This window comes from Nostoc sp. CENA543 (assembly GCF_002896875.1).
Taxonomy (GTDB): domain Bacteria; phylum Cyanobacteriota; class Cyanobacteriia; order Cyanobacteriales; family Nostocaceae; genus Trichormus.
In genome coordinates, this window is sequence record NZ_CP023278.1 from 4,665,140 (window position 1) to 4,681,174 (window position 16,035).

Here is a 16,035-nt window from a genome sequence, read left to right on the forward strand (position 1 = left end):
TTTTTTACTTTTTCCTTTTTTAAGCAGCATAAGGTAGTGGGTCTTCCAGACCCAATTCAGCGAAAGCAGCTAATCTCAAACGACAAGAGTCACAAACACCGCAGGCCACATCACCACCGGCATAACATGACCAAGTTAATTCCCAGGGTACTCCTAATTTGTTACCAAGTTGGATGATTTCAGTTTTTTTCAGTTCTAGGAGGGGAGCAATAATTTTAATCGGTTCTCCTTCCCGCCCTTGTTTAGTTCCCAGTCGAAAGACTTCTTGCATCGCTTCGATATAATCAGGGCGACAGTCAGGATATCCTGAGTAATCTAAGGCATTGACTCCGATGTAAACTCGCTGGGCGGCGATCGCTTCTGCATAGGCTAGGGCAAAACTTAAAAAAATTGTATTCCGTGCAGGTACGTAGGTGACAGGAATATTTTCCGACATTTCGCTCAAAGAACGGGCTTGAGGTAGCGCGATCGCATCATCAGTCAAGGCTGAACCACCCCACTGTCTTAAATCAAAGTTCACTACCTGATGTTGTGCAACTCCCGCATTTTGCGCCACGCGTAACGCTGAATTCAACTCACGGCGATGTCGCTGTTGATAATCAAAGGACATCGAGTAACACTCACAACCATCAGCCTTTGCTTGGTAAAGAATAGTAGAAGAATCTAATCCCCCAGACAACAAAATTACAGCTTTCATTTTCGTCGCGAATTTTCCTTGCAAATCACCAAATCCTTATCACTCTTAGCAAGTAGATGTATCACTGGCCAACTACCCACTCAGATTCAAAGAAACACTTTTTCTTTCCCCATTCCCTGACACCCCTACATTCCTATACACTGACGTTTCTTTAAAGTATCGTATTTTTAATGAGCATCCGTAAAAATCATTGGTCAAATCTATTTAAGGATGCCAATAATCAGGCAAGAATAATTTAAGTATGACCATAGTAGCAATCTTAGAAAAATCTTTTTTTATGTAAGCGTTCCAGTATGATATTGTTATCAATCAATCTGTAATTTTCCTCACAATGGGATCGCTAATCTTTAACTCAGATAATTTATTGTCATATTATCTTTTAAACATTTCCACATAAAACCACCAGATTTTTCTAGGTCATAGAAAGGCGAATTTTAGTTTGTGTAGAGCAGAAACAACCGAACAGTTAAGTAACGTCTATACAAAAGACAGCCAAATTACGGGAACTGATCGTAAACTTTGAAATTCTTCATAAACAAGGCCTCTATGTTACCATCTGGATGGTTTTAGACGGAGCATAATTGGCTGTCAAGTATAAACGCCAACGGCCATAGCGTCTCTAAATTTGGTGGTTGAGGAGAGAACAATAGTGCAAAATAGCATGTCAGTGGCAGAAGCAAATTCATATACACAGCGCAACCAGCCACGACCGATTCGTATAGGTGTAATCGGCGTAGGTAACATGGGACAACATCACACCCGCACACTCAGTTCCATGAAAGATGTTGAACTAGTAGGCGTGGCAGATATTAATGTCGAACGAGGCTTAGAAACCGCCAGTAAATACAAGGTGCGTTTTTTTGAAGATTACTGTGACCTGCTCCCCCATGTAGAAGCGGTGTGCATAGCTGTTCCCACTCGCTTGCATTATGCTGTGGGCATTAACTGTCTTTTGGCAGGAATTCACGTTTTAATCGAAAAGCCCATTGCTGCTAGTATTTCTGAGGCGGAATCCTTAGTAAATGCGGCGGCTGAGTCTCAATGTATTTTGCAAGTCGGTCATATTGAGCGATTTAATCCGGCTTTCCGTGAACTGCACAAGGTACTGCAAACAGAAGAAGTTCTAGCATTAGAAGCTCACCGCATGAGTCCCTATTCTGACAGAGCTAACGATGTTTCGGTGGTGCTGGATTTGATGATTCACGACATCGATTTATTGTTAGAACTAGCAGGCTCACCAGTGACAAAATTAACTGCTAGCGGTACTCGTGCCTTAGACTCTGGTTATTTAGACTATGTAACTGCTACCTTGGGATTTGCTAACGGTATTGTGGCAACTCTGACAGCCAGTAAAGTCACACACCGCAAAATCCGTCGCATCGTCGCCCACTGTAAAAACTCATTTACTGAAGCAGATTTTCTCAAAAATGAAATTTTAATCCATCGTCAAACACCTGCTAATTCTCATAATGAGCATAAGCAAGTGTTATATAGACAAGATGGTTTAATTGAAAAAGTTTATACAACCAATATTCAACCTTTGAGTGCAGAATTAGAGCATTTTGTCAACTGTGTTCACGGGGGCAATCAGCCTTCTGTGGGTGGAGAGCAAGCACTGAAAGCTTTGAGATTAGCTAGTTTAATTGAGCAGATGGCTTTAGAAGACCGAGTGTGGAATCCATTAGATTGGCAATCTGAACCCAGAGTACAATCATTGACTCCCACAGTGTAAAAATCTAAAAAGCAGAAGATAAAAGGTAAAAGGTAACAGTCAAAAACTGACTTTTACCTTTTTTCAATTTTGGAATCCCTACACCAACAAGAGACTTCCAGCTAAAAAATATACAATCGCTTTGGGAAGCAGGGGAAGCAGGGGGGCAGGGGAGGAAGAATACAATGATCATGTTTGCTCTGACCCACTGAAGAATTTATTTTCTGGAAATCCATAAGTTGAAATTTAACATTGGGAAGGCGGAAAACATGAAGTTAAACTGGGTAACGAAAACTGTCCAAAGTCATAATCACTAAATTTCATGTCATCGGATTGGATCAAAAATATTATTGAATCTTTGGGCTATTGGGGAATAGGACTGTTAATGTTTGTGGAAAACTTATTTCCGCCCATTCCTTCAGAGTTAATCATGCCGTTGGCAGGATATACCGCCAATTTACCAGGATCGAAGCTGAATATTGCAGGTGTTTTTGTAGCTGGGCTTTTGGGTTCTGTAGTCGGCGCGCTGATCTGGTATTATCCAGGAAAACTTTTAAGTGAAAAGCGTTTAAGAGATTTAGCCGATAAATACGGTAAGTGGATTACTGTATCTGGCAAGGATATTACTAAAGCTAAACAGTGGTTTGATAATCAGGGAAATCAAGCAGTTTTAATTGGTCGCCTAGTTCCAGGTGTTCGCACATTAATCTCCGTACCTGCTGGTATGAGTAATATGCGGTTGCTACCTTTCCTATTTTATACAACTATAGGTAGTGCGGCTTGGGTAGGTTTGCTAACATACTCAGGATACGTCTTGGGTAGTCAGTATGATCTGGTGGATAAATATTTAGCCCCTGTATCCAAAATTATACTTGGAAGTTTGGTTTTAGGATTTGTCTTTTGGGTACTCAAACGTAGGCGCAGAAACACCAGAATTTGAAAAACAGTTACCTTTAGTTGCCACTTGGGGGTTACATTTGGTAAAAATTCGCCTACACTATGCCAAATAATGCTGAATAAGCGATCGCCTAAAATTTACTAAAATTTTAAAACTGGGCGTATTTGTAGTTACACTTGACGAAGCCCATAATTTCTGGTATCCCGCATATTTGTACAACAGGCATGGTAACTTTTTACAGTTAAGTAAGGACTAGGAGCTTGTATGACCGACCAACCTTCCGCCGCTACCCCTATGAATGCTGCTGCCATACCTCTAAACAGGGTGTCAGCATCTACCCCCATCAATAGCACTACCCCCCCTAAACCCACTAACGGTGTAGGGAAAGCAATTCTGAGCGTGGATTTGGGCAGAACCTCCACAAAAACTTGTGTGAGTCGTGAACCCAATAGCGTGATGTTCATACCTGCCAACGTTAAACGAATGTCCATAGAACAAGTACGTGGCGGCGTGTTTGAAGCCCGCGCCACCGACCCACTCATGGACTTATGGCTGGAATATCAAGGCAATGGCTACGCCGTAGGTCAACTAGCAGCAGACTTTGGGGCTAATCTAGGAGTTGGCCAGTCCAAAGTGGAAGATGCACTGATTAAAGTTTTGGCTTGTGCTGGCTACTTTAAACTCAGAGACGAAATTTCCGTAGTTTTAGGCTTACCTTTCCTCTCCTTAGAGCAATTTGAAAAGGAAAAAGCCCAATTAATTAGCCAAGTCACCGGGCCTCATGTCCTCAACTTCCGAGGAGAGGCTGTGTCCTTGAATATTTCCAAAGTTTGGGTAATGCCAGAAGGCTATGGCAGTTTGTTATGGTCAGAAGCACAACCCAAAAAGAGTGGTAGCACCCCAGATTTCACAAAAATCTCTGTGGCAATTGTTGATATCGGACACCAAACTATTGACTTTTTGATGGTAGATAACTTCCGGTTTGCCCGTGGTGCTTCCAAGAGTGAAGATTTCGGAATGAACAAGTTTTATGAATTGGTAGCAGCTGGAATTGAAGGCGCAGATAGTCAATCTCTGGCTTTAATTTCGGCTGTAAATAAACCAAAAGGCGATCGCTTCTATCGTCCCAAAGGTGCTAGCAAACCCACCAACTTAGACGACTTTCTCCCCAACCTCACTGAGCAGTTTTCTCGCGAAATTTGTAGTCGCGTTTTAGCATGGTTGCCAGAACGGGTTACAGATGTAATTCTCACCGGTGGTGGTGGAGAATTCTTCTGGGAAGACGTACAACGTTTACTCAAGGACGCTCAAATTAACGCTCACCTATCAGCTCCTTCTCGACAAGCGAACGCTTTGGGGCAGTATATTTATGGAGAGGCGCAATTATCCGCCAGTCGCTCTTCTAGGGCTTAAAAAGAATGTTCCAATGGTCAAAAAAAGTAGTTAAATCGGTTACGTTCAACCCAGAGGTCGCTGATGAAAGTTTGTTAGCGGTTGTAGAAAACTATCTAGAAAAACAACCGGACAAAACTTTCAGTGACCTCTGCAAAGAAGCCTTGTGGCAAACTTTATGCGTACCGGAATCTGTAAAACCTGGTCTCAAAACAGCAGCGACAGGCGCGGTTGAACAAAAAATCGATGACCTGCAACGTCAAGTAGCTGACCTTGAGGAACGTTTTTTTGCCAAAGAATCGAATCGCCTAGAGGGACTAGAACGCCAGGTATTGCAATTAACGCAGCAGCTGGCGCATCTGGCAATCATGGTGACAGAAAGACCCGTAGTGTATTCTTCACCTCCACCCACGCCAGCAGTAGAAGCAGTCAATCCTACTGCTACTACTCCTCCCCCTCCTAGCTATCCTGTCAATCCTCCAGAAGAGGTTGATCCTTTAATTAGTCGTTTGAGCCAGTATCTTGATGATTTTTAACAAAAAATCATAAATATTGAGCCTTAAATGCTCATATGAAAGTTCCTTAATAGTCTCGGCTATTAAGGAATATTAGTATTTGGTCAATAGTCATTAGTCAACAGTCAACAGTCAATAGTCAACAGTTATTAGTCATTCGGTATGGGAGGACAATCTACCTTGTCTACCTTGTCTACCTCGTTCCCAATCCTTCTTTAATTTTGAATTTTGAATTTTGAATTTATCAGTCCCCAGTCCCTTTTATTACTTGCCCAACTGTGCAAATGCTAGAATCCTCAAGTGTACTCTGAGGATACTTGAATGCCAGTTATAGCTAGTCCAATCAAGTTCGGCACGGATGGCTGGAGAGGCGTAATTGGTGATGAATTCACCTTTGAACGTCTAGCTTTGGTCGCGCCAGTTGCAGCAAAAGTATTATATGATACTTATTTTTCAACGGTGGGTAGCCGCACAATCATTGTGGGTTACGATCGCCGGTTTATGGCAGAAGATTTTGCTCGTGTTGTAGCTAATGCTGTCACCGCCATTGGTTTTGATGTGCTGCTAAGTGATAGCTATGCCCCGACTCCGGCTTTTAGCTGGGCGGCAAAACAACTCAATGCTTTAGGCGCGTTAGTCATTACAGCTAGTCATAATCCAGGGGCTTATTTAGGATTAAAAGTTAAAGGTTATTTTGGTGGTTCAGTATCGCCAGAAGTCACAAAAGATATAGAAGCACTATTACCAGTAGGTGTACCAGCAGCAGCAACACCAGGTAAATTAGAGAATTTTGACCCTTGGCCGAGTTATATCCAAGGCTTAGAAGCCAAAGTCAATATCACCAAACTCAGAGAAGCGATCGCCTCTGGTAAACTCAGCGTATTCGTTGATGTCATGCACGGTGCAGCTGCTAGCGGTTTGGGCAGATTATTGGGAGAAAAAGTCCAAGAAATCAATAGCAACCGTGATCCTTTATTTGGTGGTGGTGCGCCAGAACCTTTACCGAAATATCTGGATGAACTATTTGATTTAATTAAAGCTCATCGCGATCGCCATCCGTCAGATTTAACAGTGGGTTTGGTATTTGATGGAGATTGCGATCGCATCGCCGCCGTTGATGGTAGTGCTAATTTCTTGAGTTCCCAAGTCTTAATCCCGATATTAATCGACCACCTCACCCTCAGACGCAACTTCACAGGCGAAATCGTCAAAACTGTCAGTGGTTCAGATTTAATTCCCAAGGTAGCAGAACTACACAACCTCTCAGTATTTGAGACACCAGTAGGGTATAAGTATATTGCCGATAGAATGTTAGCTGCACCAGTATTGTTAGGTGGGGAAGAATCGGGCGGTATTGGTTATGGAAGCCATATTCCCGAACGCGATGCCCTTTTATCAGCATTGTATGTCTTAGAGGCGATTGTTGAATCTGGGCAAGATTTAGCAGACTATTATCGCCATCTCCAACAACAAACAGGCTTTAATTCTGCATATGATCGCATCGACTTACCCCTAGCCAGTATGGAAGTCCGGGCGCGACTACTGCAACAACTAGAAACTCAACCCTTAATGGAAATTGCCGGTAAAGCTGTAATTGATTGTAAAGCGATTGATGGTTACAAATTCCGCCTCGCTGACAATAGCTGGCTAATGATTAGATTCAGTGGTACAGAACCAGTTTTGCGCCTCTACTGCGAAGCCTCCACCATTGAAGAAGTACATAAAACTTTGGCGTGGGCTAAAGACTGGGCGGAGTGAAGGGACTGGGGACTGGGGACTGGGGATTGGGGACTGGGGATTGGGGATTGGGGATTGGATACTGGGTGACAAGGTAGACAAGGTAGATTTTCCTCCCATACCGAATGACTAATAACTGTTGACTGTTGACTGTTGACTGTTGACTAATGACTAATGACTAATGACTAATAACCAATGACAATACTAGTAGTAGCGACGAGTAACCCTGGTAAATTGCGGGAAATGCAAGCTTACCTCAAAGATACTGATTGGGAATTACAACTCAAGCCTGAAGAATTAGAAATAGACGAGACAGGAGAAACCTTTGAGGAGAATGCCTGTTTGAAAGCTTCAGAAGTAGCTAAAGCTACAGGACAATGGGCGATCGCAGATGATTCTGGTTTACAGGTCGATGCCCTTTATGGTTCGCCTGGTGTATATTCTGCCCGCTATGGTAATAGTGACACTGATAGAATTGCCAGATTATTAAAGGAGTTAGGTAGCGAAGTTAACCGCAAAGCTCAGTTTGTATGTGTAGTGGCGATCGCTTCTCCCGATGGTAATATTGCTATTCAAGCCGAAGGTATTTGTCCTGGCGAAATTCTTCATGCACCCCTTGGCGAAGGTGGTTTTGGCTACGATCCCATTTTTTACGTTCCAGAGAAGCAATTAACCTTTGCTCAAATGACACCAGAAATCAAAAAATCAGTTAGCCACCGAGGTAAAGCCTTTGCTGTTTTACTCCCTCAACTCAAAACATTGCTGAGTCCTGAGTTCTAAGTGTTGAATTGGGAGAGATGTTTTGAGTAGTCATAGTGAAGAAAGATTTCATTAAAATTTCTTCACACCTTCCTTCAGACCAACTCAAAATTTCACCAGATAACTTTAATTTCTCTCTCAACTATTTTCACTCAGCACTCAAAACTCAGCACCGGCTAAACGCCGCGCTTCCGCTAACAGCACCGGCTAAACGCCGCGCTTCCGCTAACAAAACTCAAACAGCTTCTGTATTCTTTTCGCCAGTCCGAATCCGAACTACTTGCTCTACAGGGGAGATAAAAATCTTACCATCACCGATTTCGCCAGTACGGGCAGCAGCGATGATCTTATCAACCACCATATCGACTTGGTTGTCCTCAACCACGATTTCCACCTTGAGTTTTTGCAAAAACTCAACAGTGTACTCAGAACCGCGATAGCGTTCTGTTTGTCCTTTTTGTCGTCCAAAGCCTCGGACTTCAGAAACTGTCATCCCCACAATTCCCGCATTGACTAAAGCAATTTTCACTTCGTCTAGCTTAAATGGACGGATAATTGCTTCTACCTTTTTCATGTCATCGACTCCTAATGTTTAGTAAGTGCGTTTATATATCTAACCAGATCAAATGTCTCATGTTTTCACAATTCATCTTAGTTTTAAGATAGATGTGAGAATTTGATGTTTTATAACTGCATCTGACCCAGATAAGCATTTATCAGATTAGCAGTAGAACCTATAAATTAATTGCTTAGTTCTTAAAATTTTGATATTAAGCTACTGTAGTGAAACACGCTGCGAAATTATGGTTTTAAACCATTAAAACCACATAAATGTCTAATTTGATTAAATATGCTCAAAAATTTCCTAAGTCAGTGGTGAGTGCTGAGTGGTGTTAGCGGTAGCGCGGCGTTTAGCCGGTGGTGAGTGCTGTTAGCGGTAGCGCGGCGTTTAGCCGGTGCTGAGTGCTGAGTGCTGTTAGCGGTAGCGCGGCGTTTAGTTGGTGCCGAGTCATTAGTTGCTTTCCCTGCCTCCCTTGCTTTCCTTGCCTTCTCTCTTGTATCTCCTCTAACGGCTTTGATGTTGAAACAGGGGACGCACGACTAAGTACCCAGCCCCGAAAGCTGTCAACATAATCAACAGGATGCTGATTGCTAACCACCAACCATTCATTTCTTTAGGCTCTGGCTTGGAGTTAGGATAATAACTTACTTCTTGCTCTTCAATCACAACTGTTTCTGGTGTGGGAGAGGTGATTTCTACTATAGGTACAGAGAAATCAGTGTGACTGACTTTGCTGGTTGCAGGTTCAGGTATGACGGGTTGACGTGAACGAGTAGCTTGTGGGCGTGGTTGTTCTTTTGCAGGTGCATCGGTGCTAGGAATATTACTAACTTCAGGGTGAGAATTAGGGGTATGGGTAAAGTTTGATGTAGGAGGATAATCTACTAATTTTTGTAGGTGTATAAAAGATTTAACAACTTGAGTAATTTCAAAGCGCAGACGTTGGTTTTCCTGTGCTAATTGTTGGTTTTTCGTAGTCAGCACATCTAACTTTGCCTGTGTTGCTTTTAATTCCGCCGCTAATTCCCGATATACGTATAATGGTACGGAAGTCGGATGATTTTGGGATGTTGCTTTTGGGGGATTGCCTGGAACAGAACCAGTGGTTGTTCGCATTGGTGGGTTGGTATAAAAATGAGTTGAATTTAGAGTATGAGCAATGTTATCAAAAGATAGTTGGCTTGGAAACAGGCAATAGGTGATTGGTCATTGGGAATAGGGAATTGGGCATGGGATATAGAATTCGCCTATGCAGAGTTTTGATTGGGGGTTATCTTGCCTGTATAAATGTTAATTTGACAACAAGGGGTAAAAGTGTCCTACCGGGCCTTGACCTTTGCCTATATCTAAGGCGTAAGTGAGTGCATTAGTAACATATTTTTTAGCTTGTTGTACAGATTGCCATAAATCTTCACCTTTGGCTAAATTGGCAGCGATCGCAGCTGATAAAGTACAACCAGTCCCATGAGTATTGTGAGTATCTACTTGCTGTGTGGTTAAGGTTTCTAACTTCTGCCCGTCAAACCAAATATCAACACCACGGGCGTTACCTGATATTCCACCACCTTTAACTAGCACGACTTTCGCCTTTAAATTACGATGAATTACTTGTGCTGCTGCCCTCATATCGTCTAATGTATTTACCGTTAAACCACTTAAAATCTGAGCCTCGTAGCGATTGGGTGTAATAATAGCAGCTTGGGGGATGAGTTGTTCTCGGAGTGTTTTCACAGCGTCATCATCAATTAACTGCGCCCCTGTGCGTGATACCATCACAGGGTCAACAACTAAATTAGGAATTCCTAAAGCCTCAACTTGCTCGGCAACAGCAGCAATAATTTCTTGATTGAGTAACATTCCCGTTTTCGCCGCTCGTACCCCAATATCCTCAAATACGGCTTGAATTTGGGCTATAATCGCCTCTGGTGGCATAGCATCAACTCGCGCTACTCCCAAGGTATTTTGAGCCGTCACGCAGGTTACAGCACTAGTTCCGTGAACGCAATGAAAAGCAAAGGTGCGTAAGTCAGCTTGAATTCCTGCACCACCACCGCTATCTGAACCAGCAATAGTTAATGCAACTGGTATTTTAGATTTTATCTCAGCATTCATAAGCAAAAGTTAATTTAAATTACAGCTAATGCAATGGATTTATTTACTGTTAACACACCAATATCACCAGCAGTACCAATAGTTGCTAATATTCCCCATAGCGGGTTAAATATTCCGGCAAATATAGCTCAACATCTTTCTCAAGCCTATCTCCCTAACCAAGATTGGCATTTAGATAAACTGTATGATTTTCTCCCTCAATTGGGAGTAACAGTCATGCAAGCTAATTACAGTCGATATGTAGTTGATTTAAACCGAGAGTTAAAAGAGCCGATAGCAGGCAATTTTTGGTCATCTGTTGTACCGCTACAAACAGCATTTGGTCAGGCAATTTATCAAAATAATCCTAGTATAGAAGATATACGACATCGTATACAGAAATATTATCTTCCCTATCATCAAAAATTAGAAAAATTACTGAAAGAGAAAGTGCAGGAGTTCGGAAAAGTCTATTTGCTAGACTTACACAGTTTTGGTGGATTAATTGATGATCAAATATGTTTAGGGAATTCTAACGGAAAAAGCTGTAAGGAATGTTTGATGTTAACAGTCGAATCGAGTTTTACAGCTAGTAATTACCAAGTGGTAAAAAATAAAGTTTTTACAGGTGGTTATATTACTCGATTTTATAGTCAAATATCAGGAGTTGAAGCACTACAGATTGAGGTTAAATATCATGTTTATTTAGATACTAAGCAACTAGATCAACCACAATCTCCTGATTGGGATGTACCCCATTTCCATCAAGCCAAGGATAAATTTAGAGATGTCTTTGCTAAAATCAGCAGTTCATTAAAAGGCTAAATATTATTAATTGAAACAGCATTTAAATTTAAATATTATCTCTTTCCTCTTCCCTATTCCTTCGTGATATTTTGCAACGCACCTTGTAAAAACTTACCCCATTCCGCCGCTAGGGAAATTTCTGTGAATGGAACTTTTACTGATTGATTGGCTTCATTCAAGATAAATTCTAGCTCAATTGTCCGACCCTTCTGGGGAAGCGCATTTATATCTGTAACTTTTCCATCTATCAACAGGTGAATCTTTTGAACGTCTAACAGTGAGAAAGTTTGCAGTTGAATTAGTCCCTTGGCTGTGGGTTTGCCCCAGGTGATGCTGTTGTCCTTTTGACCCAAAACAGCGTAAATATCGTATTTAGCGCGATCAAATTGCTCTGCCCAAATACGATAAGCTTCGACTTTTTGATACTCCTTTGAGCCTTGCCAAGCCAGCCAGAAAAATATGATTAATAGGGGCAACCAGAAAAGACCACGTTCCATCGTTTAAATATTCCTCAGTCAAAGATTTAACTAAAAAAGGTGTAACTTAATTGCAAACTCAACCAACTAGGGGTGTAGATAAGTTATCGTAGTGAACAAACTGGCAAAAAGCGGTGATGAGTTGGTATGAAAAAACTGATAATACTTTGCTTGTTTGTCGTCGGGTTGATATCTGCTGTGTGGGGGTTTCTGAATTTTCAGGGACTAGCAGCAAAAGGTGAATTCGAGACAATTTTGGTGGATTTTCGGGAAGATATTCCCGCCGATGTGATTCAGAAAGATTTACAAGCGATCGCCCAAAAATACAACGTTACTCCTCAATTAGATAATAAATTCTCAGCACAAGATAATGTTTATATTATCAAGGGCGATCGCGATCGGCTCAAAGAACTGCGGAAATCTCCCTTTGCCCAAGCTACAGAAATTATTGAACCGAATTACGTCTACAAGTTAATTGAGCCGGCATCTCAAGCAACTTGGTTAGGCGAAATGTTACGACCCCAAGAAGGTGAAGATTTTCAACCTTCATTAACTGCACCCAATGACGAATATTACAGTAAACAGTGGAACCTCCACAAAATCGGCGTGGAAGGTGCATGGAAAGAAACCAAGGGTAGCGGTGTCACCGTCGCAGTAATTGACACAGGCGTTACCAAAGTCCGCGACTTATACGAAACCAAATTTGTCAAAGGTTACGATTTCGTCAACGACAAAGAAGATGCTAGTGATGATAACGGACATGGTACTCACGTTGCTGGTACAGTTGCCCAAGCCACCAATAATAAATATGGTGTAGCGGGAATTGCTTACGAAGCCAAACTCATGCCCCTCAAAGTGCTGAGTGCTTACGGCGGTGGGACTGTAGCTGATATTGCCGAAGCCATTAAATTTGCAGCCGACAAAGGCGCAGATGTCATTAATATGAGCTTGGGGGGTGGGGGAGAAAGTCAACTCCTCAAACAAGCCATTGAATATGCCCATAAAAAAGGTGTAGTCATCATCGCCGCCGCCGGTAACGAAAACGACAGTTCTGCCTCATACCCTGCCCGTTATCCCCATGTCATTGGGGTTTCAGCATTCGGCCCTGATGGTGAAAAAGCCCCCTATTCTAACTTTGGTGCAGGTATTGATATTTCTGCCCCTGGTGGAACTGATGCCGGTGCAATTCTCCAAGAAACCATCAACGAACAAGGACAAGGGGTATTCTTAGGACTCCAAGGCACAAGTATGGCTTCTCCCCACGTTGCGGGTGTAGCAGCTTTAATTAAAGCCAAAGGTGTTCAAGATCCAGAGGAAATTTTAAAAGTCCTCAAGCAGTCAGCACGGGTAATTAAAGAAGATAGTTTAAACTACTACGGTGCTGGACAACTCAACGCGGAAGCCGCAGTTAAACTCGCCACCGAAGGACAAATCAGCTTCCAAGATTTCTTCCGGTGGTTACGGGATAATGGCTATCTCAACCCTGGTTTTTGGATAGATGGCGGTGCAGTCGCCCTATTGCCAAAAGTCTTAATGGTACTAGGTTCATATCTTTTAGCCTGGTTCTTGCGGGTTTACTTCCCCTTTGCTTGGAGCTGGTCATTATCTAGCGGTCTAATTTTTGGTAGTTCTGGGTTATTCTTCCTCAAAGGTATCTACATCTTTGACTTACCCCAGTGGCCATTCCGCGTTTTGGGCAGTTCCATTCCCGAATTAGGCAACAGTATACAGGGTACTGACGCTCTCAACCCAATTTTTGCTAGTGTCTTAATTCCTGTGGTGCTAGTAGCATTATTACTAGGTCATCCTAGCTGGAAATGGTTTGCTATTGGTTCTACTCTAGGTGTAGCCGCTTGTTTAGCAGTCAGTGCAGTATTAGACCCAGCAGTTTGGGGTTTTAGTAACGAGAACTTAGCTAGAATCTTCCTCTTGACTAACGCCTTACTCTGTTATGGACTAGCCAGATTAGCATTGAAAAACGAAGGACAAACAGCGTAAATGGGCATGGGGCATTGGGCATGGGGCAAGCAGGAAGTGTGGGAGGGGTAGGAGGTGTGGGAGGATAGGAAAGAAATCTTTCCCCCTCTCTCCCCACACTCCCCACACTTCCCCATCTTCCCAATCCCCAGTCCCCATTCCCCAGTCCCCAGTCCCCAGTCCCCATTCCCTAAATCTTATGAGCATCACAGTTACAGGAACAATTGAACGCCGTCAACTCGGTATGGGTGCATGGGCGTTGGTTAGCGATGAGGGTGTCACCTATGAAATCTTCAAGGGTGCAGATCAAGAATTACTTAAGGCTGGACAAAAAGCCAAAGTTACAGGACAGGTGCGTGACGATATCATGACGATCGCCATGATTGGCCCTGTCCTCGAAGTAAAATCATTTGAGGTAATCAGTTCTAATTAGTCCTATGGGTAAAAATCATAGGATTCAGTTCGTAGTAAGGACTTTAGTCCTTTTCGGTTCGCGGAGCGTCTCGTGGAGAGAACTAAAGTTCTCACTACAAACCTTTCATTATTTACTCAATGATTAAATTAAATGGCAATCTGGCATAAACTCCTTGGGGGTCATTCATATTTTGCATAATTGCTAATTCTTTTTGAATTTTTTGGAGTTCAGCATTTAAGGGATTACTTGGCTGAATATCTACTTTTTGTAACCCAATAGTGGTGCTGATATTTTCAACGGTTTGTCCAAACAAACGCTCGCCAAATGTGCTTTCTTTAGGATATTCTTGTAACTGCCAATTTTTACCTAATTTAGCTTCCTTAGCTGCATATTCAACGGCTGCATTTAAACCGCCAATTTCATCGACTAAACCAATTTGTTTCGCTGCTACACCAGACCAAACTCTACCTTGAGCAATTTCTGCTACTTTTTGTGCTGGTAGTTTGCGTCCTTGAGCGACTTTACTTAAGAATATGTTGTAAATGCGGTTAACGCTGCGTTGATACAAAGCTAATTCTTCCGGTGATTTAGGACGCGAAACGGTTTGGCTGTCAGCATAACGGGCGGTTTTGACAGCATCCCAAGTGATACCATTATCGTTGGCTAGTTTTTGACCGTTGATTAAAACTCCAAATACACCGATTGAACCTGTAATAGTGTTGGGTTCGGCGAAAATGCGGTTAGAATCACTAGCTATCCAGTAACCACCAGAGGCGGCGACATCACCCATAGAGACGATGACGGGTTTAACTTGGCGAGTGAGTTTGATTTCTCGCTGCATAACTTCGGAGGCGATCGCACTGCCTCCTGGACTGTTAATTCTTAATACAACGGCCTTGACATCTTTATCTTGACGAATTCTGCTGAAAATCGCTGCAAAGCGATCTCCTCCTATTTGTCCTTCCTCGCCTTTACCGTCAACTATCTCACCCTCAGCGTAAACCACAGCAATTTTATTTTTAGCTTGGCGTTCTACTGGTAAAGATTTATCCGGTACTTGTGCGTACTCCATTAAATCTATGTGTTTGAAGCTTTTATCACTTTCTTTGCTATTGGTTAATTTTTTTAAATCAGTTACTATCTGATCGCTATAGGCTATCTGGTCGATTAAGCCGTTACTTTTGGCTGTATTTGCCTCTAGTATGGCTTGATTGTCGGCGATCGCTTGGAGTTTTTGCGGGTTAATTTTCCGGCTGTTACCTACTGTCGCGCGCCACTCTCCCCAAATATCATTGAGTAATTTTTGGGTTTGTTCGCGGTTTTCTGGACTCAGTTTATTGAGTACCAGAGGTTCAACTGCACCTTTAAATTTACCCACTCGGACAATTTGCACCCCGATACCATACTTTTGTAATGCTCCCGCCAGGAAAACAGGTTGGCTACTAAAACCGTTCATTTCCATTGCGCCAAAAGGGTTAAGTGCAATGGTATCGGCTGCGGAACTGAGATAATATTCTTTTTCTCCCCATTCCATTCCGTAAGCGATTACCTTTTTACCACTGGCGCGGAAGTCTTCTAAGGCTTTGCGAATTTCTTTAAGAGATGCAAAACCCAAGTTACTAGCTCCACCTGTGCGGGTAGCATCTAAGTAAATACCCACAATTCGCTGATCACTCTTAGCTTTGGCGATGGTATCCAAAACGCTACGGAGTGTCATCCGTTCTGGTTTCACACCGGATAGAGTGTTTTGAAAAACTTCACCAGAACTGGGTTCTCTGTCAGTGATAGTCATTGATAAGTCAAAAACTAAGACGGATTTATCTTTGACTAGAGGCCCTGTATCTTTGGAACCCGCCACAGCAAATAATAAAAATAAAAGTCCTACTGTACTAATTCCAGAGAAAACAATTAGTCCTAATACAGTTCCAAGTAAGCTAGCAGCAGTTTGTTTTAAAAAGTTATTCATTAGTTAATAGTCAATAGTCAATGGTCATTAGT

General features: G+C 42.4%; 15 protein-coding genes. 9 read left to right on the plus strand and 6 right to left on the minus strand.

The features are described from left to right. Window positions 1-19: 19 nt before the first annotated feature. A complete protein-coding gene (gene queC / locus CLI64_RS19395; RefSeq protein ID WP_103138738.1) occupies window positions 20-697 on the minus strand; it encodes a 7-cyano-7-deazaguanine synthase QueC in 678 nt (225 codons plus the stop codon). Between the two features lie 649 nt (window positions 698-1,346). On the opposite strand from queC, the gene CLI64_RS19400 reads away from it, so the two are divergent. The 6 genes from CLI64_RS19400 to rdgB all read left to right on the plus strand — a co-directional run bounded on the left by CLI64_RS19400 (window position 1,347) and on the right by rdgB (window position 7,730). Then, window positions 1,347-2,429, plus strand: coding sequence for a Gfo/Idh/MocA family protein (locus CLI64_RS19400; RefSeq protein WP_103138739.1), 1,083 nt, complete (start codon window positions 1,347-1,349; stop codon window positions 2,427-2,429). A 301-nt stretch (window positions 2,430-2,730) separates the two neighbouring features. Continuing rightward, complete coding sequence (locus CLI64_RS19405; RefSeq protein WP_103138740.1) at window positions 2,731-3,348, plus strand: DedA family protein; 618 nt, start codon at window positions 2,731-2,733, stop codon at window positions 3,346-3,348. Between the two features lie 222 nt (window positions 3,349-3,570). Next, the gene (locus CLI64_RS19410) at window positions 3,571-4,719 is read left to right on the plus strand and encodes a ParM/StbA family protein (RefSeq protein WP_103138741.1); all 1,149 of its coding nucleotides are present in this window, start codon (window positions 3,571-3,573) and stop codon (window positions 4,717-4,719) included. A gap of 5 nt (window positions 4,720-4,724) precedes the next feature. Continuing rightward, on the plus strand, window positions 4,725-5,234 hold the full coding sequence (locus CLI64_RS19415) for a plasmid segregation centromere-binding protein ParR (protein ID WP_103138742.1): 510 nt from the start codon (window positions 4,725-4,727) through the stop codon (window positions 5,232-5,234). Window positions 5,235-5,534: 300 nt separating this feature from the next. Then, on the plus strand, window positions 5,535-6,971 hold the full coding sequence (locus CLI64_RS19420; protein ID WP_103138743.1) for a phosphoglucomutase/phosphomannomutase family protein: 1,437 nt from the start codon (window positions 5,535-5,537) through the stop codon (window positions 6,969-6,971). A 174-nt stretch (window positions 6,972-7,145) separates the two neighbouring features. After that, on the plus strand, window positions 7,146-7,730 hold the full coding sequence (gene rdgB / locus CLI64_RS19425; protein ID WP_103138744.1) for an RdgB/HAM1 family non-canonical purine NTP pyrophosphatase: 585 nt from the start codon (window positions 7,146-7,148) through the stop codon (window positions 7,728-7,730). A 214-nt stretch (window positions 7,731-7,944) separates the two neighbouring features. Here the strand turns inward: rdgB and CLI64_RS19430 are convergent, their stop codons facing one another. The 3 genes from CLI64_RS19430 to thiD all read right to left on the minus strand — a co-directional run bounded on the left by CLI64_RS19430 (window position 7,945) and on the right by thiD (window position 10,383). Then, a complete protein-coding gene (locus tag CLI64_RS19430; RefSeq protein WP_017749852.1) occupies window positions 7,945-8,283 on the minus strand; it encodes a P-II family nitrogen regulator in 339 nt (112 codons plus the stop codon). Between the two features lie 492 nt (window positions 8,284-8,775). Next, window positions 8,776-9,387 (minus strand): hypothetical protein, encoded by a 612-nt coding sequence (locus CLI64_RS19435; protein WP_103138745.1) that lies wholly within the window; start codon window positions 9,385-9,387, stop codon window positions 8,776-8,778. 174 nt (window positions 9,388-9,561) lie between these two features. Continuing rightward, window positions 9,562-10,383 (minus strand): bifunctional hydroxymethylpyrimidine kinase/phosphomethylpyrimidine kinase, encoded by an 822-nt coding sequence (gene thiD / locus CLI64_RS19440; RefSeq protein WP_103138746.1) that lies wholly within the window; start codon window positions 10,381-10,383, stop codon window positions 9,562-9,564. Window positions 10,384-10,416: 33 nt separating this feature from the next. Here thiD and CLI64_RS19445 point away from each other — a divergent pair, with 33 nt between their 5' ends. Next, on the plus strand, window positions 10,417-11,187 hold the full coding sequence (locus CLI64_RS19445; RefSeq protein WP_103138747.1) for an N-formylglutamate amidohydrolase: 771 nt from the start codon (window positions 10,417-10,419) through the stop codon (window positions 11,185-11,187). Window positions 11,188-11,240: 53 nt separating this feature from the next. On the opposite strand, the gene CLI64_RS19450 is transcribed toward CLI64_RS19445, so the two are convergent. Beyond that, window positions 11,241-11,666, minus strand: a complete 426-nt coding sequence (locus CLI64_RS19450; RefSeq protein WP_103138748.1) for a hypothetical protein — start codon at window positions 11,664-11,666, stop codon at window positions 11,241-11,243. Between the two features lie 126 nt (window positions 11,667-11,792). Here CLI64_RS19450 and CLI64_RS19455 point away from each other — a divergent pair, with 126 nt between their 5' ends. Then, window positions 11,793-13,643 carry a S8 family peptidase gene (locus CLI64_RS19455; RefSeq protein WP_103138749.1) on the plus strand — a complete coding sequence of 617 codons (1,851 nt, stop codon included), beginning with the start codon at window positions 11,793-11,795 and terminating at the stop codon, window positions 13,641-13,643. Between the two features lie 178 nt (window positions 13,644-13,821). Then, on the plus strand, window positions 13,822-14,055 hold the full coding sequence (locus tag CLI64_RS19460) for a hypothetical protein (protein WP_192881563.1): 234 nt from the start codon (window positions 13,822-13,824) through the stop codon (window positions 14,053-14,055). A 112-nt stretch (window positions 14,056-14,167) separates the two neighbouring features. On the opposite strand, the gene sppA is transcribed toward CLI64_RS19460, so the two are convergent. Continuing rightward, window positions 14,168-16,003 (minus strand): signal peptide peptidase SppA, encoded by a 1,836-nt coding sequence (gene sppA, locus CLI64_RS19465; RefSeq protein ID WP_103138751.1) that lies wholly within the window; start codon window positions 16,001-16,003, stop codon window positions 14,168-14,170. Between the last annotated feature and the right edge of the window lie 32 nt (window positions 16,004-16,035).